This window comes from Planotetraspora mira (assembly GCF_016863275.1).
GTDB lineage: Bacteria > Actinomycetota > Actinomycetes > Streptosporangiales > Streptosporangiaceae > Planotetraspora > Planotetraspora mira.
On record NZ_BOOO01000004.1, the window covers coordinates 178,955 to 196,493 of the forward strand.

The window sequence follows — 17,539 nt, forward strand, 5'->3', positions numbered from 1 at the left end:
CACAATTCGCAAAGAGCGATGTGAGGATGATCTCACGCAGCTCACAGCCGCCCGCCAAGAGGTTTAGACCAATTGGTCATACTTCGCTACCGGGCTTCACGGGCCTGCCCCAGATCAAGCGAGGGACAGGCCGGAAATCAGGGGGGAGGCAGGGCCCGTTGCCGGCGCAGATCCGCGCGTACGGCTTCCGCGAGCCTCTTGGTGGCCGCCCGGTTGAGCGCGCCGCCGGCGACCGCGCCGGTGAGGAAGGGGCCGAGGGTGGTGAGGTGCCTGCCGAGCGTCCGCATCAGGCGGTTGCGCAGCGCCGTCTTCGCCGCCGCCCCCAGAGCGAAGGTGGCGGAGCCGGGAGTCAGGGGGTTCACACCACGCTGCTTCGACCAGGCCATGGTGTAGGCGGCCGCCCGCTGAGAGCCGTTGCCCTCGACCGGCACGCCGTACACCTCGTGCAACTCGGCGAGGAGCTTGACCTCGATCGCGGCGACGACCAGCGTCTCGGCCACGAGCTGCGCCGGAGCCGACAGCAGCAGGGGTGGAGCCGCGAACTCGGCCGCGGCGAGGGCTCCCCCCACCGCGCCGATGGCCGTCGTGGCCTTCGCCGCTGTACGGACCAGATCGTCGGCCAGTTGCTCTCCCGTCAGGCCGTAATGGTGCTCCTGCAAGGTCGCGTAGTCGCGGATCGGCAGCCTTTGGGCGATGTTGACGAACACGTCGGCCAACCATCGTCCCCGCCCCGCACCTGACCCGCGGGCGTTGTTCGCAGACCTCGCGAGCGCCTTGCTGAGGCGGCCGAGCAGCCGACGCCGCTCGGCCCCGTCCGCCTCCTCAGGGGCCACTAGCTTGCCGACCAGGTCGGCGACCTCTTCGTTCGATCGATCCGTTTCGGGAGTCAACGGACCCTCCTCAAGAGACTCCTAGGCCGCACACTCTCGGCAGACCTGCTGACCGTTCTTCTCGGAGGCCAGCTGGCTGCGGTGATGCACCAGGAAGCAGCGAGAGCAGGTGAACTCGTCCGCCTGCCGCGGAATCACACGAAGAGACAGCTCCTCGTTGGAGAGATCAGCCCCCGGCAGCTCCAGCGACTCGGCAAGATCCGTCTCGTCGATGTCGATGCTGCCCGACGACTTGTCACTGCGCCGCGCCTGAAGCTCCTGAAGGCTGTCCTCATTCAGGTCGTCATCAGTCTTGCGCGGGCTGTCGTAGTCGGTTGCCATTTGCGTACTCCATCCCCCTCATCTATCTGTCTGCGCCTACGTCGCGCGTCTTCAACGCTCGGGAGGCGGAAATTGTGCCCGTCGCCGCCGGGAGATTTGCAATCGGTACCCGCATCGACGAACACTCAACCTCCCAACACGAGAGGGGCATCCCGCACTAGGCTCTGGTTAGCCAAATATGGCGAAAACCACAGTATCGACGGTATGACCCACCGCGTTTCGACGGCACATCCAACCACATGTGCGGCGCGGGCGCTCCATCAGCGCGCCGACTGCACCCCACCGGTGGTCACCCCGACCCCCGACAGACGCACCGTCATCACGAGTCCTCCGCCGTCACGGGGGACGGCGCTCACCGATCCGCCGTGCGCACGGACGATCCCGCGCACGATGGACAGGCCGAGACCCGCGCCTTTGGCCGACTGGATCCGGTCGGCGTTCAGTCTCCTGAACGGCTCGAACAGACTGTCCACCTCGTACGCGGGGACATGCGGTCCCGTGTTCGCGATCTGAACAACGGCACCCCCGTCGACAATTCCCGTCCGGACCCACACTTTTCCTGAAGGACCGGCATTGTGCTTGATGCCGTTCTCGATCAGGTTCGAAACGCAGCGTTCGAGAAGAACCGGATCGCCCGTTGTGGGCGCGGGATGAAGGTCGTATTCGACGGCGATCTCTTCCTCCGCCGCGAACGAGGCGAGTTGGTCGATGGCCGTCCTCGCGACCTCCTGAATGTCCACCGGTTTGCGTACGGACAACTCCCGATCGCTTCGCGCGAGCAACAGCAGTCCCTCGATCAGACGCTCGTTGCGCGCGGTGGTCCCCAGAAGAGTACGTCCGAGCACCTTCAGGTCCTCGGACGCCTCGGGATCGGCGAGCGCGACCTCCAGAACCGTCCGGTTGATGGCGAGGGGCGTCCGGAGCTCGTGGGAGGCGTTGTCGACGAACCTGCGCTGAGCGTCGAAGGCGGTGTTGAGCCTGATCAGCATCGCGTCGAAGGTGTCGGCGAGCTCCTTGAGCTCGTCGTCGGGGCCGGTCAGGTCGATGCGCTCGTGGGCGATCGAGGTCTCGGAGAGCTTCCGCGCCGTGGCCGTCATCTGCTTGATCGGGCGCAACGCCCGGTCGGCCACGACGTATCCGAGGATGAGCGCGATCACGCCGACACCCAGGAGCGCGAGCAGTGATCTCCTGAGCAGCTCACCCCTCGCGGCGTCGATGGCCTCCGCCTGCACCTCCAGGTACTGCTCCTTGATCTGGTCGGCCACGCTCGCCGACACGTTGCCCACGTAGATGTTGCTGGGCCAGCCGGCGTCGATGGCCTGGCCCACCAGCACGTACATGACCGTGAGAAGAAGGGCGCCGGCGAAGAACACGAGGGCGGCATATGTGATCGTCAGCCGCCATCGGATGCTCATGCGGTCCGACAGGGCCTTGATCTGGTCGAGGAGGCCCACCTTCACGGGGTTGGCCACGAGGGGTGGCGGTCCGTCCCAGGCGGGCGGGCCGCTGGGAGGCGGCGGGACCTGGCCGCGATAGTGCCCACCGGCGCCTGGCCCGGACCGCCTGCCGCCTACCGCGACGGGCAGTTCCTCGGTCCGCTGACGTTCCTCCACGCGCGGCGCCACGGCGGGCGGGGAGAGCATCGGCGGGCTCTCCGTCCTGTCCCCCGGGCGGCCACCGGGCTCATCCGGTCCGCTCACCATGTCACCTCGAACTCCTGGCGGCCGCGGAAGCCCCTGCCGCCGACCTGCCCGTTCACAACCGGTATCCCACCCCTGGGACGGTCTCGATGGCCTGGGGCTCACCGAGCTTCTTTCGCAGGGTCATCATGGTCACCCGTACGACATTGGTGAACGGGTCGATGTGCTCGTCCCACGCCTTGTCGAGGAGATCCTCCTGGCTCACGACCGCGCCCTCGGCGCGCATCAGCTCCTCGAGGACCGCGAACTCCTTCTTGGTCAGGGCGATCTCCTTGCCCTCCCGCGCGACGAGTCGCTTGCCCGGGTCGAGGCGGATCCCCGCCCGCTCGAGCACGGGGGGCAGAGGCGGCGCGGACCTGCGGCCCAGCGCCCGCACCCGGGCGACCAGCTCCATGAAGGCGAACGGCTTGGCGAGATAGTCGTCGGCGCCCAGTTCCAGGCCCTCGACCTTGTCGTCCACGTCGCCGGCGGCCGTCAGCATGATGATCCGCGACCCCGACCGCTGGGTGACGAGCTCGCGTGCCACCTGGTCACCGTGGACCTTCGGCAGGTCGCGGTCGAGAACGATCACGTCGTAGTCGATGTAGCCGGTCTTCTCCAGCGCGGCGGCACCGTCGTACGCCACGTCCACGGCCATCGCCTCGCGGCGCAGCCCGGTCGCGATGGCATCCGCGAGCACACGCTCGTCTTCCACCACAAGCACGCGCATGTTGGTCCTCCTCAGCTGGAATGACGTCCTCATTCTCCCAACACCCGGCGTAAGACTGCGGTAAGCGGTTCCCCGCGATCACGTGATGCAGAGCACATGAATTGGGTGGTTTGCGGCAAGCCCGTCAATGGGTACTGAGGGTCTACACCCCAATTGTCGTGTGCCGGGGAAGGTTTTCCCTCCCCAGGATCCGCTGCGGGGTCTGCGCACGGCATGTTTCGCCCCGAGAAAGAAGGTGAGATGGGCGAGTTCACCAGCACGATCGAATCCCGGCTCGACCAGGCCTACAAGGGTCTCGAGGAAGCCAGGTCGAGCGGAGACGCTTTCCTCGCCGACGCCCTCACCGCCGAGATCGAGGACTTACGCCGCCTGGCCGACGATCACGGCATCCTGATCCAGCGATAGGACGGCACCACACCTCAGGGGGCTCGCCAGTACGGCGGGCCCCCTTCGCCGTCTTCGGCCGGCGCTCAGTCGTGGTCCGGGTCGAGCGGGGCCAGCAGGTCGTGCAACTCCTCGAACAGCCCAGGTGCGGCACACATGACCAGGTCGGGATGGACCGGCCTGCCGTACAGGCCGTCGATCCTGGCGCCGGCCTCGGTCGCGATCAGGCCGCCCGCCGCGTGGTCCCAGTAGTTGGTCCCGCGCTCGAAGTAGGCGTCGACCCGGCCGGCGGCGACGGAGCACAGGTCGACGGCACAGGAACCCGACCTCCGGATGTCCCGGATCCGCGGCATGACCTGGGCGAGCACCTCGGCCTGTACGCGTCGCCTGTCGGCTCCGTAGCCGAAACCGGTGGCGACGAGCGCCCGGTCGAGAGGGACGCCGGTGTTGCACCACAGGCGCTCGCCGTCCAGCCACGCCCCCTCGCCCTTGGAGGCGCTGAACAACTGGCCGCGGGGGATGTTGTTCACCACTCCGGCGACGATCTCGCCGTCCACCTCAACACCGATGCTCACCGCCCAGTCGGGCAGGCCGTACAGGAAGTTGACGGTGCCGTCGATGGGGTCCACGACCCAGCGGACACCGCCCTCGCCAGGGGTGTCGCCGCCCTCCTCACCGAGTACGGCGTCGCCCGGCCGGGCCTGGGCGATACGGGCGCGGATCAACTCCTCCGCGGCCTTGTCCAGGGCGGTCACGACGTCGGTCGGGCTGGATTTGGTCGTCAGGACCTCGGGCCGTGCGGGGCGCTTGGCGAGGAGCATCTCCCCCGCCTCACGGGCGATGTCGGTCGCCAGCGCCAGCAACTCCCCCGCCGTCACCCCTTCGCCGTGATCATGCACACCTTCGCGATCATCCACGGTGACCTGCCCCCTCACATTTGGTGATCATGCGCAGATTCGAGATCATGCCCCGCCACCTGCGCGAACTCCTCGCATGATCATGCAGTCCGGATATTTCCGGACTGCATGGTCACGAACGACATCCTCCCAGACCAGCGTCCGCCGGCCCGAGGACGTGCATGATCACGGTCTGCGACGCCGCAGGTCACGACACTGATCCCCGAACCCGTGCATGATCACGGACAGCATCGGTGCAGGTCACCGGGGATACGGCCGAACGTGTGCATGATCACGCGCGGAGGGGCGGGAGGTCAGGACAGATGAACACGAACCTGTGCATGATCACCACAAATGTTCAGGGGGAATTCAGCTCAGGGACTCGGGGGGTGTCCAGGGGGTGCCGAGAACGTGGTGGGACAGGAAGGCCAGCACGGTGTCGTACCAGGCGATGGCGTTTCCCGGCTTGAGGACCCAGTGGTTCTCGTCGGGGAAGTAGAGGAACTTCGACTCGACGCCCGACCGCTGGAGGTCCCACCAGAGCCGCAGGCCCTCCCCGATCGGCACCCGGTAGTCCTTGTCGCCGTGGATCACGAGCATCGGGGTGGTGATCTTGTCCAGCGAGTTGTGCGGCGACAGCCGTGCGTAACGGTCGGAGCCAGGCGCGCCGAACTCCCGCTGCCAGTACATCGAGGCGTCCGTGGTCCCGGCGAACTGATCCAGGTTCCACAGGGAGGCGTGGGTGACGATGGCCTTGAACCGGTCGGTGTGCCCGGCGACCCAGTTGGCCATGTATCCGCCGAACGATCCGCCCATGGCCGCGATCCGCTGGTCGTCGATCTCCGGCCGCTTGAGGCACTCGTCAGTGATCGCCATCAGGTCGGCGTGCGTGACCGGTCCCCAGTCGCCCCAGCCTCTGTCGATCATCGACTGGCCGTATCCGGTGGACAGCGCCGGGTCCGGAAGCAGCACGGCGTAGCCGTTCTTGGCCATCAGCCACGGGTTCCAGCGCCAGGACCAGTCGTTCCAACTGGACACCGGGCCGCCGTGGATCCACAGGAGGAACGGCGCCGGGTTCTCCGCCGTGGCCTCGGAGGGCACGACGAGCCAGCCCCGGATCTCCGTCCCGTCCTCGGCGGTGGCGCTGACCTCGGTCAGCGTGCCGGGCAGGTCCAGGGACGGCGTGGGCGAGGGCAGGTCGGCGACGGAGCCGTCCGGGGAGATCCGCACGGGGCGGGGGGCCGAGTCGACGGCGCTGCGCAGGGCGTAGAGCGAGCCGTCGGGGGCCGGGCACAGCTCCTGGTACGCCCCGTCGTCCGAGGTCAGCCGGGCGACGACACCATCGAGCGAGATCCGGAACACCGGACGGCGACCCAGGTGATCGGCCACGATGTAGATCGCGTCCGACGACGGCGCCCACGCGACGGCGGTCGGGAACAGTTCGCCGCCCAGCGCGCGGCCCTCTCCGGTTTCCAGGTCGACGACCCACAGGTCGAGTGACGTCGAGAGTTCCCGGTCGCCCAGTCGCTCCCGCGTGCAGGCGACGTGACGGCCGTCCGGCGACACCGCCACGGGGCCGCCGAACTCGTGCCCCTCGGAGGTGGCCAGGGTGCGCCGTGCCCCCGTCGCGATGTCGATGGCGACGAGGTCGGCCCGCATCTCGCCGTTGGGGAGGAAGACCTGCCAGGTCGTGATGACCGAGGCCCCGTCGGGGGTGACGGCGAACGACGCCCTGTCCAGCGCCCGTCCCGGCTCCGGCGTCAGGTCGGCGGCGTCGTCCAGGCCGTCCCGTACGGCACCGGCGAGCAGGCGGGTCTGCGCCGGCCCGAGGTCGTGGTCCCAGTAACGGATGGGGTACTGCTCGTGCAGGATCGCGCTGATGCCGGCGTCCTTGCGAGCCTTCCGGCGGTCCTCCTCCGTGGCGGAGTCCCCGGGGAGCACGTCGGCGGCGAAGACCACCACGCCGCCCGCGGCCTGCACGCCGCCGATCCCGCCGGGCCTGGACGCGATCCGGCGGGGCTCGCCGCGCTCGGGCAGCAGCCACAACGCCGGGACGTTCTCGTCGTTGTCCTTGACGGTCTCGTCGGGCCGCCGGGAGACGAACAGCAACTCACCCTCAGCGGTGAACTCCGCGCCCGCCTCTCCCTTCGCGGACCGCGTCAGCCGGTACGGCTCCGCCCCGGCGTCGAGGGGGATCTCCCACAGCGCGGTGCCGTACGACGAGCGGTCGGGGCTGAGTGACTGGACCACGGACACGAGCCTGGTCCCATCAGGGGAGAGCCGCAGCGACACCACGCGCGGCAGGGCAACGTATTCACGGATGTCCGGAAATTGGCTCACCGTTCGAACCTACCCGGATCTTCACGTGATCCCCAACGGAGCACACCTCCGGAGGAGACCGGACCGGATCCTGCGTAGGCTGGACGGTCATGGGGAGCACCTTGCCTTACGACGCCTTGCTCGTCGTCTCGTTCGGCGGGCCGGAGAAGCCTGCCGACGTCATGCCGTTCCTGGAGAACGTCGTGCGCGGCCGGGGAGTGCCACGCGAACGGCTGCTCGAGGTCGAGGCGCACTACCAGGGCTTCGGCGGGGTCAGCCCGATCAACCAGCAGTGCCGTGACCTGATCGACGCGCTCGACGTCGACCTGCCGATCTACTGGGGCAACCGGAACTGGCACCCCTTTCTGGAGGACACCGTCCGCCAAATGAAGGCCGACGGGGTCAGGAAGGCGGCGGCGTTCGTCACGGCCGCCTACAGCTCCTACTCGAGTTGCCGCCAGTACCTCGACGACATCGTCCGCGCGCGTGCCGCGGTCCCCGGAGCACCCGAGATCGTCAAGCTGCGGCACTACTACGACCACCCCGGCTTCATCGCGGCGATGGCCGACCACACCCGCGCCGCCCTCGACGCCCTTCCCGCGGCCGTACGGGACACCGCACGATTCGTCTTCACCGCGCACAGCATCCCGGTCTCGATGGCGAGGACCGCGGGCCCCACGGGCGGGGCGTACGAGGCCCAGCTCAGGAAGGCCGCCGCGCTGGTCACCGAGCAGGTGGACGCCGGCCGGCCCTGGGATCTGGTCTGGCAGAGCCGGAGCGGCCCGCCGAGCGTCCCCTGGCTGGAGCCGGACGTCTGCGCCCACCTGGAGGCGCTGCACGAGTACGGCGTCCGCGCGGTCGTGGTGGTGCCGATCGGGTTCGTGTCCGATCACATGGAGGTCGTCTACGACCTCGACGTCGAGGCGACGACCCTGGCCGAGAAGCTCGGCATGGCGCTCAGCAGAGCGGCCACGGCGGGCACGCACCCGCGCTTCGTCTCCATGGTGAGCGAGCTGCTGGCCGAGCCCGAGCCCGTCCCCTGTGCCGCGACCTGCTGCCCGGCGCCGATCCGCCGGCCCTGAGGCCGGAACCGATCCGCCGGCCCTGAGCGTCCACCAGGCTGGGGGCCACGGGGGGCTGAACGTCACCGGGCTGAGCGCCACCGGGCGGGAATCGGGCCGCTCAGGGATACTTCCGCGCGTACGACGTCGCCAGGCCGAGGACCCTGTCCACGTACGACCATGAGTGGTTGTAGAACCAGACGGCCTTCCTGAGCTTGTCGCCGCCGCGCCCGGCGCCGTTCGCGCAGAGGTATTTCGCGGCCGCCGGGACGGCGTCGTAGGGGCTCCATATGTCCGACTCGCCGTCGCCGTCGCCGTCGACGCCGTAGGACTTCCACGTGGCGGGCATGAACTGCATCGGCCCGAGCGCGCCCGCCGAGGACGGCCCGTTGTTGCGCCCGTGGCCGCTCTCCACCTGCCCGGTGGCGGCGAGGACGGTCCACGACAGGCCGGGGCAGACCGTCGCGGCCCGCTGGTAGAGCTCCAGGTAGCTGCCCGGCCGTCCGACCAGCCCCGACGTCGAGGTGGTCTTCCCCGGGGTGGTGGCGGGTGCGCGGCTCGCGCCCACGGTCACGATCTGTGCCTTCTGCCCGAGCAGCCGGCCGACCGCGCGCTTGTCGGGCGTGCCACGATCCGCGTGGATGAGGACCACGACGTCGGCGGCGAGCCCCAGTCGCCGTCCCAGGTCGGTGCTGACCAGGCCGTCGACGCCGGGCAGTCCGAGCGGCGCGGACGCCGCCAGGCGCACCCGCGGGCCGCCGTCGATCTGGAGATCGGTTCCGAGGACCATGCCCGTCCGGTCGACCGTCTTGCTGTCGGCCACGACCTCGTTGCGCGCGAGCGCGCTCCAGACCTCGGGCTGGTCGGCAACGGGCTTGGGCGTCCAGGAGCGGAATTCGGTGGGGTCGACGGCGAGCAACTGCAGCCCCTGGCCCGCCGTGCGCACCGCGCCTCCGCCGGCGCCCGCCACCTTCTGCACGTGCTTCAGACCGGCGATCGCCTGCAACGTCCCGGCGGACACAGGAGTGGGGGTGATGGCCAGCATGCTGGGCGGCGTGACCTGCACGCTGACGACGTCGACGACGGGCGGGCTCGAGGGGAGCACCGCATCGGGGACGACCGTCGTCGCGGCCGGACGGTCGGCCGCGACGGGCTGCCGGTCCTCATCAGCGGAGACCAGTAGGACGACGCCTCCGGCGATGACCCCGATGATCAGTACGGTCAGCCCGGCCACAAGTGCACGAAGATGCGTGGACCGGGGAAGAAGGCGCACCCGGCCCAGGTTAATCCCTTCACCCCAAAGACGTAAAAATCACTTGCCATACGCCGGGGTTGTGCGCGAGGGTCGAGCTGCGTAAGCCACGTCCGCGTGCCATGAGGAAGATGCTCATGGCCGCCGCCGCTCCCAACCGGTGTGCCCGGACGCACAGCGTGCTCTCAACAGCCGGCCCCGACCGGAGCGGGAGCGCGTGACGACACAGTGCTGAAGGGATGCGACATGGTGGGGCCGTACCGAGGCCTGTTCGGCACGCCCGGGGCCAAGGGCTTCGTCATCACCGGCTTCATCGGGCGGATTCCCATGTCGATGCTCGGCATCGGCGTCGTGCTCCTCATCTCCGCGATCACGGGCTCCTACGCCACCGCCGGCGCGGTGTCGGCCGTCTTCTCACTCGCCTACGCCATGGCCGCCCCGGTGTCCGGCCGTCTCGTGGACAGGTTCGGCCAGGCGAAGGTCCTGGTGCCGTTCGCCCTGCTCCACGGGGTCGCCCTCTCCGGCCTGATGGCGTGCGCCCACGCGAACGCCCCGATCTGGACGCTGTACGCGACAGGCGCCGCCGCGGGGGCCACCGCCACGTCGCTGGGCTCGATGGTGCGCGCCCGCTGGTCGCACGTCCTCAAGGACTCCTCGCAGCTGCACACCGCGTTCTCGTTCGAGTCGGTGGCCGACGAGGTCATCTTCGTCGGCGGCCCTGCCTTCGTGACCGCGCTCGCGACGACGGTGAACGTGTACGCCGGGATCATCGTCGCCATCGTCCTCACGCTCGTGGGCACTCTGGCGTTCTCCGTGTTGCGCGGCACCGAGCCGCCCGCCGTACGGCACAGGGAACACGCGGGCTCCCCCATCGCGATCCCCGGGGTGGCCCTGCTGTCGGCCGTCTTCCTCGCGATGGGCGCGGTGTTCGGCTCGGTCGACGTCATCACCGTCGCCTTCGCCGACGAACAGGGCAGCAAGGTGGCGGCGGGGTTCCTGCTCGCGTCGCTCTCCGGCGGGAGCATGGTCTCCGGCCTCTGGTACGGCTCCCGCCACTGGAAGATCAGCCTGCGCAGCCGGTTCATCAGGGGGCTTTCGATCTTCGCGGTGGGGCTCACACCGGTCCTGCTGATGAACGACATCCGCCCGATGGCGGTGGCCCTGTTCTTCGCGGGCCTCGCGATCTCGCCCACTCTGATCACGGGCTTCTCCCTCATCGAGCGCCTGGTCCCGACCTCGCAGCTCACCGAGGGCATGTCGTGGATCTCGACGTCGATCGGGTTCGGCGTGGCCATCGGCGCATGGGCGGGCGGCCACCTGACCGACGTGTACGGCGCGTCGAACGCCTACGGATTCACCTTCGCCTGCGCCCTCGCCGCGGCGGTCGTCGGCGTGGCGGGGTCCACGCTGGTCCGGATGGAACACCGCACCAACTGACCCGCGGCGCGGCGGCGGGGCCATAGGCAGCCGCCGATTTTATGAGTAGTGTTCATGTTCCACGACGGGGGCGTGCGGTTTCACTGCGCGAGGAGGAACATGGGCGCCTTCGTCAACTGGGCACGCAACCAGTCGGTCACTCCCTCGGAGTTCCGGACACCCACGTCCGCCGCCGACGTGGCGCGGGCCGTCACGGATGCCGCGCGCGGTGGGCGGCGGGTCCGGATGCTGGGCACCGGACACTCGTTCACCGGGGTCGCGCTCACCGACGGGATCCTGCTCAGACCGGACGGGCTGACCGGGATCATCGAGACCGGCGACGGCCGCGTCAAGGTCGCCGCCGGCACACCGCTCCGCGCGCTCAACGAGGAACTGCAGGCACGCGGACTGGCCCTGGCCAACATGGGGGACATCACCGCCCAGACGGTCGCCGGGGCCATCCAGACCGGCACCCACGGCACGGGACGGGAGATCGGCGGTCTCGCCGACCAGGTCCTCGAGATGGACATCGTCCTGGCCGACGGCTCGGCGACCACCGTGAGCGAGGGCGATCTGTTCGACGCGGCGCGTGTCGGCCTGGGCGCCCTCGGCATCCTCACCGCTGTGACATTCCGGGTCGAGCCGTCGTTCCTCCTCCACTCGCGCCGCGAGCCGATGCCGTTCAGCCGCATCCTGGACTCGCTCGACGAGCTCACGGGAGACAACGAGCACCTCGACTTCTTCTGGTTGCCGCACACCGACACCTGCCTGGTCAAGCGGAACAACCGCTCCCCCGGTCCGGCCAGGCCGCCGGGCGCGTTCAAGCACTGGCTGGACAACGTCTTCCTGGAGAACACCCTCTTCGGCGCGATGTGCGCCGTGGGAGCCCGCGCCCCCGGTGCCATCCCGCGCATCAACAGGCTCTCGGCGAGCGTGCTGAGCGCGTCGGAATGCGCGGACGCCTCATACAAGATCTTCACGTCGGTCCGGGAGGTGCGCTTCCTCGAGATGGAGTACGCCATCCCCCGCCACCACCTCGCCGAGGCCCTTCGTCAGACGCGGGACCTGATCGAGCGATCGGACTGGAAGATCACCTTCCCCGTCGAGGTCAGGGTCACGCCGCCGTCCGACGCGTGGCTCTCCACCGCGTACGGCAGGCCGTCGGCGTACATCGCGTGCCACGTCTACCGCCCGACGCCGAACCCGGATTACTTCGCGGGCGTCGAGGAGATCATGACGAGGTTCCAGGGCCGCCCGCACTGGGGCAAGCTGCACACGCGGGACGCGGCATACCTCCAGACGGTCTATCCGAGGTTCGCCGACTTCCAGGCGTTGCGTGACAGGCTCGACCCCCACGGGCTGTTCGCCAACGACTATCTGGACCAGGTGCTCGGAGCGGCACGCGTGAGTTCCCCCGCGGACGGCCCGGAAACCACGGCCACGTAAAGAGAACCCCCTTGTGACGCTTTCCCGGCGTGTCGGGTTGCCTCACCTGACCGCCTTACGGGCACATTGCGAGGCACGGGCAGCCTGAGCCCGGCGTGCCACTCGAACCCGGGGGAGCAAGTGCACATCAACCCCTCCCGCAGGCGGGGCCTGACGGCCTCTTCAGCGGGGGCCGCCGCGACCGCCGCGGCGACCACGACGCCACCCGTCGCCGCGCCGGCGCCGGGACGGCCGCATCCACGGACAGTGAGCGCGCATCACCTCAGGAAGAACGACCCATCATTCTCTCGCGTCATGAGCCGACTCCACCCCGCGGGGCGGCGCCGTACGGGACAATCCGTCGAGGACACCTGCCCGCTTGCCGTACCCCGGCGGGCTGTAGCAAGGTGAGCGCGGAAAATGTGACCGGCGTCACAACATCTGCCCCACCCCTGGGCGAGGCGATGTTCGGACATGCCGGGTACGGTGCTGGAAGGCAACCGGCTCACGCGAGAGACTCAAGGGTCCGGGGGAAGACGCAGCACGATGACGAAGGGACTCGCATGCAGGAGCTCCGTCTCGTCGCGGTAAGTGAGGACGGCACGTATCTCGTCCTGGCCACGGCCGGACGGGGCACGCGGTTCACGCTTCCCGTCGACGACCGGCTCCGCGCCGCGGTCCGCGGCAACTTCTCCCGTCTCGGCCAGTACGAGATCGAAGTGGAGAGTCCGTTGCGCCCCAAGGAGATCCAGGCTCGAATCCGCGCCGGTGAGACGGCGGAGGAGATCGCGGCCACCGCCGGCATCCCGGTGGAACGCGTCCGCTGGTTCGAGGGACCCGTTCTCCAGGAGCGCGAGTACATGGCCCAGCAGGCGCAGCGCGCCCCGGTCCGCATGCCCGGAGACAACACCCCGGGTCCGACGCTGGGCGAGCTGGTCGCCGAGCGTCTCACCCGCCGCGGCGTCCCCGCCGACGAGATCGACTGGGACTCCTGCAAGCGCGACGACAACCTGTGGCGGGTGAAGCTGGGCTTCGTCTGGAACGGGCACACCCGGCACGCCGAGTGGCTGTTCGACCCGCGCCGCCGCCACATCACCCCGAACGACGACGAGGCCATGCGCCTGTCGGCGGCCGAGTACGTCGAGCCCGACAGCGACGACTCGACCGTCCGTCCCTTCGTGCCGAGGCTCGCGGCCAAGCTCGCCCCCGTGGCGCCGCTGCCGGGTTCCGGCCGGCAGGACACATACGGGCGCGCCGAGCCCGGCTACGACCGCCCTGCCGTACGGCACGAGCCGCCCGCCCGTCTCGACCCCCCGCTGCGCCAGGAACCGCCGGCGTGGCACGAGCCCCGCCACGAGGAGCCCCCGGCCTACCGGCCCGAGCCGCGCCGCGAGGAGCCCGCCGCGTACCGCGCCGAGCCCGCTCCGGTGCCCTTCAGGCTGCCGGAGCCGCTGGTCGAGCCCGACGAGGTGGAGGAGCCTCCCGCCTTCCGGCTGCCTCAGGCGACGCCGGTCGCGCAGGCTCCGACGCCGCTGCGCCCGGTCGCCGACGACAGGCCCGTGAACCACCCGGCCGTTTCCGCGCCGGAACGTGCGTCGACTCCCCCGATCCCCGACATCCTTCTCCCCTCCACGACCGAACCCTCCGAGCCGGACGCGCCCGAGCCCGTCCTCGACGGCCCGCAAGAGCCGCAGGACACATCCGCGCGTGACACGGCCACGGAGACAGAGCCGGAGACGGCGGAGCACGAGACGGCCGGGGGCGGAACCGTGAACCAGACGAAGGACCAGACGGGCGACGAGAACGCGCCGGCGAGGCAGGCCGCGGCGGCCGAGGATGCCGCGGCGGCTTCCGCCGAGGTCGCCGCCACGCAGGACGAGCCCGCCACCAAGCCTGTCACCGAGGCCGTCGTGGAGACGGCCGCCGTCGGCGAGAGGCGAGAGGCGGCCCCAGCGGCCGTCTCCGGGGACAAGGCAGGCGACAAGGCCGGCGACGCCGACCGCCCCGCGGCCCCTGTCGCGGCTCCCGTGAAGGCGCCGGCCGTGCCTGCTCCCGCTCCTCGGCCGACGCCTGCTCCGCGGCCGGTTCCCGCTCCCCCGCGTGCCGCGGGTACGGCACCGGCCGGCGGTTCACCGGTCCCGGGCTCGAAGGGGACGGAGAAGGCCGCGCCCGCGCCGTCCAAGGCACCCGCACCTGCCACGACCGGCCGTGAGGTGCCCGCTCAGGCGCCTGCCGCCGCCCGCGCCGGGGCGCCCGCCGCGAACGGCGACCGTCCCGGTGGCGGGAGAGCCGCCGCGGCGGCTTCGGCGGCCAAGGACGCCGGCGAGCCCGCGGCGAAGGAGGCCGCCAAGGCTCCGGCACAGGGTGCCATCAAGGAAGCGCCCAAGGACGCGAAGCCGGAGACGCCCGCACCGCCCGTGCCGAAGCCGGCACCGGCGCGGCCGCGCAAGTCGCGGGGCCGTCGGGCCTCCGTGCCGACGTGGGACGAGATCATGTTCGGCGCGCGCAAGCCCGACTAGGCCCGCGCGAGCGACATCCGATGTGAGCCTGACCGGCGCGGCGAGAGCCCGACCGGCAGGCCGAGGCCCGGCGCGTTGAGCATGGCCGGTGCGGAGAGAGCTCGACCGGCAGGCCGCTGCCTTGGCACGTGAGTGAAGCCCGACCGGCAGGCCGGGGCCTCGCGTCGTGAGAGTGACCGGCGGCCTCGTGTCGGAACGTCGCGATGTGCGGTCCGCCTCGTGCGGGCCGTTTTTATCGATTCGGCGAGGCGAGGAACGGGCCGATCCAGTCGGGAGTGACCTCCGCGGCGAACTCCACGCCCTGAGCCTCTCCGGTGTCGACCGCGGGATAGCCGCCGGTCCCCGCGCCGACCCCGGCGACCACGGTCAGCACTCCCGACATCCGCTGGAACACCGTCTGCCGCAGGGTCCACCCCACGATCGCGCGACGCTCGACGACGGCCTGTCCCCGGCGCAGCGACCCGTTGCGCACCGACAGTCTCGTGCCGTCGTAGGCGTGCCCCAGGGAGCGGTAGCGGTCCAGCCCGAGCGGTATTCCGAGCAGCGCCAGGACCAGGGCGGCCGACGCGGCCACCTCCCATCCCAGCAGGAACATCGCCGCGGCGACGACCAGCCAGGGCGTGACGGCCCGGAACAACCTGCGGCGCCGTGCCTGGGACGGGTGCGGCCGCAACGGCGTGGCGAAGGGCCCAATGGCGTCCGAGGCGACGTCGACGGCGTACGTCCGGGGAGTCACCGGCAGCAGTTGGCCTCTGGTCTCCGAGTCCCCGAGGCCGGTGACCACCGCCCACAGCCGCACGACCTTGAACCGGCGTTCGATCAGTCCGTCGACCAGTTCGTATCCGCGGATCCGGCGGCGCTCCAGCGAAACCGCCCGGCGGGTGACCAGGCCGCGCTCCGCCACGAGGTACCCGTCCCGGGTGCGCAGGGTGAAGTCCCAGTTGAAGACGGCGTACATGATGCCCCCGACCACGGGCATGGCCAGGATCAGCAGCACCACGCCGGCGACCAGCAGGGCGGGATGTCCCTCCACCCAGGTGAACACCGCCCTCGCCTTGCGCGCGTCGACGCGCAACTCGCCGCCCACCTGGAAGACCAGGCCGACCGCTCCGGCGATCAGCGCGAAGGGCGTCAGCAGGTACGCGCCGGACAGCGGGCCGTACCTGAGCCAGGAACGCGGCACACGGCCGATGATCCGCTCGTCGTGGTGGCCGGAGGTCCGCCCGGCGGCCGCCCCTCGTGCGGAGATCGCACCGTCCCGGGGAGTGCCGTCCTTCGAGGCGCCGTCCAGCGCGATTCCGTCCCGTGCGACGCCGTCCTGTGCGGGGGCGTCCACCGCTGTGCCCTCCGCTGCCGCCGAGCCCTCCGGCCGGGGGCGGGGCGTCACCGAACGGCGGGCCAGCAGCACCGCCCGGAGGCTCTCGGCCTCCTCCACCGTGAGCGCGTCGAGCTCGCCCTCCTGCTCGCCGCCGCCTGCGCCCGTGTCGAGTTTGAGGACGGCGAGGCGGAGCAGGCGATGCAGGGGCGGAGTGGTGATGTCGATGCCGCGGACCCGTTCCAGGGGGATCGTCCGTACCGACCGGCTGATGAGCGCGCGGGTGAGCTCCAGCCGGTCGCCGGACACGCGGTAGGTGAACGTCGCCCAGCGGACGACCGCGTAGACCACCGATCCCCCCACGCCGAGAGCCGCCCAGCCGAACGACGCGGGCGAGAATCCGCCCGCCACCAGGACACCGGCGAGTGGCAGGAGCAGCGTGGGCAACATCCGGATCGGGTCGATCAGCAGGACGCGAGGGCTCAGCCGCCGGGCCGCCCCCGCCTCGCCGTACGGCGTCGCCCCGGGACGGACGGGAAGGCCGCCGGGGCCTGACGGCCAGGCCCCGGGCTGACCGGGCCCCGGCTGCGCGGTTCCCGACTGTCCAGGTCCCTGCTGTGCGGGACCCGGGCGCCAGGAATCAGACTGCGCGGGACCCAACTGCCGGGGATCAGACTGCGCGGGGTCCGGCTGCCGGGGATCGGGCTGCGCGGAACCGGGCTCTGTCATGTCGCGTCGTCCCTGAGTTCCTGAGCCCGGCGGGCCAACTCCTCGGCGAAACCGGCGGCCACGTCGTAGTCGAGTCCCTTGATCGTCGACGACCCGGCGTGAGACGCCGTGCGGATCTCCACGGTGGCCAGGCGGAGCGCGCGCTCGAACCAGCCCTGCGCCTTGTCCACCGTCTGGATCCGGCTGACGGGGACGAACACCCATTCCCTGCTCAGCCAGCCGGACCTGGCGTACACGACGTCGCCCGACAACTCCCACCGATGTACGGCGTAGCGCCACAGCGGTTCGATGATCACCAATGGTGCCATCACGACGCCGACGACGAGCGGCAGCAGCCACGCGTGGTCGGACAGCCAGCCGGGCAGGACCGCCCAGTCGCTCCGGCCGATCCAGAACGCGAGAAGCAGGGCGCCGCCGAAGAAGATGGCGAACCCGATCAGCGACTCGATCAGCCACAGGGCGATCGCGCGCCGTGACACCCGATGAGCCGGATCCCGTAATGGACCTTTCACAACCCCACCCTAAGAGATCGGACCCCGCCGTCAGCGATATGTCAGCGGCTGATTGCGACGCTCAGTGAACTGTCAGTGGCATGCCGCAAAG

General features: G+C 70.3%; 14 protein-coding genes. 5 read left to right on the top strand and 9 right to left on the bottom strand.

Annotation, left to right across the window (positions count from 1 at the left end; genetic code table 11):
- Positions 1-137: 137 nt before the first annotated feature.
- The 4 genes from Pmi06nite_RS04360 to Pmi06nite_RS04375 all read right to left on the bottom strand — a co-directional run bounded on the left by Pmi06nite_RS04360 (position 138) and on the right by Pmi06nite_RS04375 (position 3,620).
- Complete coding sequence (locus tag Pmi06nite_RS04360; protein WP_239113633.1) at positions 138-890, bottom strand: hypothetical protein; 753 nt, start codon at positions 888-890, stop codon at positions 138-140.
- A gap of 21 nt (positions 891-911) precedes the next feature.
- Complete coding sequence (locus tag Pmi06nite_RS04365) at positions 912-1,211, bottom strand: DUF4193 domain-containing protein (protein ID WP_030505490.1); 300 nt, start codon at positions 1,209-1,211, stop codon at positions 912-914.
- A gap of 260 nt (positions 1,212-1,471) precedes the next feature.
- Positions 1,472-2,914: a sensor histidine kinase gene (locus tag Pmi06nite_RS04370; protein ID WP_308442482.1), complete on the bottom strand. Its 1,443-nt coding sequence runs from the start codon at positions 2,912-2,914 to the stop codon at positions 1,472-1,474.
- 52 nt (positions 2,915-2,966) lie between these two features.
- Complete coding sequence (locus Pmi06nite_RS04375) at positions 2,967-3,620, bottom strand: response regulator transcription factor (protein ID WP_203951514.1); 654 nt, start codon at positions 3,618-3,620, stop codon at positions 2,967-2,969.
- Between the two features lie 240 nt (positions 3,621-3,860).
- On the opposite strand from Pmi06nite_RS04375, the gene Pmi06nite_RS04380 reads away from it, so the two are divergent.
- Positions 3,861-4,025 (top strand): hypothetical protein, encoded by a 165-nt coding sequence (locus tag Pmi06nite_RS04380; RefSeq protein ID WP_203951515.1) that lies wholly within the window; start codon positions 3,861-3,863, stop codon positions 4,023-4,025.
- Between the two features lie 65 nt (positions 4,026-4,090).
- On the opposite strand, the gene Pmi06nite_RS04385 is transcribed toward Pmi06nite_RS04380, so the two are convergent.
- Both Pmi06nite_RS04385 and Pmi06nite_RS04390 read right to left on the bottom strand, forming a co-directional pair.
- Positions 4,091-4,921, bottom strand: a complete 831-nt coding sequence (locus tag Pmi06nite_RS04385; protein ID WP_275409549.1) for an inositol monophosphatase family protein — start codon at positions 4,919-4,921, stop codon at positions 4,091-4,093.
- 348 nt (positions 4,922-5,269) lie between these two features.
- Positions 5,270-7,240, bottom strand: coding sequence for an alpha/beta hydrolase family protein (locus tag Pmi06nite_RS04390; protein WP_203951516.1), 1,971 nt, complete (start codon positions 7,238-7,240; stop codon positions 5,270-5,272).
- A gap of 89 nt (positions 7,241-7,329) precedes the next feature.
- On the opposite strand from Pmi06nite_RS04390, the gene Pmi06nite_RS04395 reads away from it, so the two are divergent.
- A complete protein-coding gene (locus Pmi06nite_RS04395; protein WP_203951517.1) occupies positions 7,330-8,301 on the top strand; it encodes a ferrochelatase in 972 nt (323 codons plus the stop codon).
- 100 nt (positions 8,302-8,401) lie between these two features.
- Here Pmi06nite_RS04395 and Pmi06nite_RS04400 read toward each other — a convergent pair whose 3' ends face one another.
- Entirely contained in the window at positions 8,402-9,553 is a 1,152-nt protein-coding gene (locus tag Pmi06nite_RS04400) for a lytic transglycosylase domain-containing protein (protein ID WP_239113634.1), read from the bottom strand.
- Positions 9,554-9,778: 225 nt separating this feature from the next.
- Here Pmi06nite_RS04400 and Pmi06nite_RS04405 point away from each other — a divergent pair, with 225 nt between their 5' ends.
- The 3 genes from Pmi06nite_RS04405 (at position 9,779) to sepH (ending at position 14,892) form a co-directional block, all read left to right on the top strand.
- Positions 9,779-10,969 (top strand): MFS transporter, encoded by a 1,191-nt coding sequence (locus tag Pmi06nite_RS04405; RefSeq protein ID WP_203951518.1) that lies wholly within the window; start codon positions 9,779-9,781, stop codon positions 10,967-10,969.
- Positions 10,970-11,068: 99 nt separating this feature from the next.
- A complete protein-coding gene (locus Pmi06nite_RS04410) occupies positions 11,069-12,394 on the top strand; it encodes a D-arabinono-1,4-lactone oxidase (RefSeq protein ID WP_203951519.1) in 1,326 nt (441 codons plus the stop codon).
- Positions 12,395-12,936: 542 nt separating this feature from the next.
- A complete protein-coding gene (sepH, locus tag Pmi06nite_RS42520; RefSeq protein WP_203951520.1) occupies positions 12,937-14,892 on the top strand; it encodes a septation protein SepH in 1,956 nt (651 codons plus the stop codon).
- 232 nt (positions 14,893-15,124) lie between these two features.
- Here the strand turns inward: sepH and Pmi06nite_RS04420 are convergent, their stop codons facing one another.
- Both Pmi06nite_RS04420 and Pmi06nite_RS04425 read right to left on the bottom strand, forming a co-directional pair.
- Complete coding sequence (locus Pmi06nite_RS04420; RefSeq protein ID WP_239113635.1) at positions 15,125-16,936, bottom strand: PH domain-containing protein; 1,812 nt, start codon at positions 16,934-16,936, stop codon at positions 15,125-15,127.
- Positions 16,933-17,415, bottom strand: a complete 483-nt coding sequence (locus Pmi06nite_RS04425; protein WP_239113636.1) for a PH domain-containing protein — start codon at positions 17,413-17,415, stop codon at positions 16,933-16,935. The genes Pmi06nite_RS04420 and Pmi06nite_RS04425 overlap by 4 nt, the downstream gene beginning before the upstream one ends.
- Between the last annotated feature and the right edge of the window lie 124 nt (positions 17,416-17,539).

What these genes read in the sequence shown, in the direction of transcription:
- Pmi06nite_RS04365 (WP_030505490.1), bottom strand. Translation starts at nt 1,211, where the DNA reads ATGGCAACCGACTACGACAGCCCGCGCAAGACTGATGACGACCTGAAT.
- Pmi06nite_RS04370 (WP_308442482.1), bottom strand. Translation starts at nt 2,914, where the DNA reads ATGGTGAGCGGACCGGATGAGCCCGGTGGCCGCCCGGGGGACAGGACG.
- Pmi06nite_RS04375 (WP_203951514.1), bottom strand. Translation starts at nt 3,620, where the DNA reads ATGCGCGTGCTTGTGGTGGAAGACGAGCGTGTGCTCGCGGATGCCATC.
- Pmi06nite_RS04380 (WP_203951515.1), top strand. Translation starts at nt 3,861, where the DNA reads ATGGGCGAGTTCACCAGCACGATCGAATCCCGGCTCGACCAGGCCTAC.
- Pmi06nite_RS04395 (WP_203951517.1), top strand. Translation starts at nt 7,330, where the DNA reads ATGGGGAGCACCTTGCCTTACGACGCCTTGCTCGTCGTCTCGTTCGGC.
- Pmi06nite_RS04405 (WP_203951518.1), top strand. Translation starts at nt 9,779, where the DNA reads ATGGTGGGGCCGTACCGAGGCCTGTTCGGCACGCCCGGGGCCAAGGGC.
- Pmi06nite_RS04410 (WP_203951519.1), top strand. Translation starts at nt 11,069, where the DNA reads ATGGGCGCCTTCGTCAACTGGGCACGCAACCAGTCGGTCACTCCCTCG.
- sepH (WP_203951520.1), top strand. Translation starts at nt 12,937, where the DNA reads ATGCAGGAGCTCCGTCTCGTCGCGGTAAGTGAGGACGGCACGTATCTC.
- Pmi06nite_RS04420 (WP_239113635.1), bottom strand. Translation starts at nt 16,936, where the DNA reads ATGACAGAGCCCGGTTCCGCGCAGCCCGATCCCCGGCAGCCGGACCCC.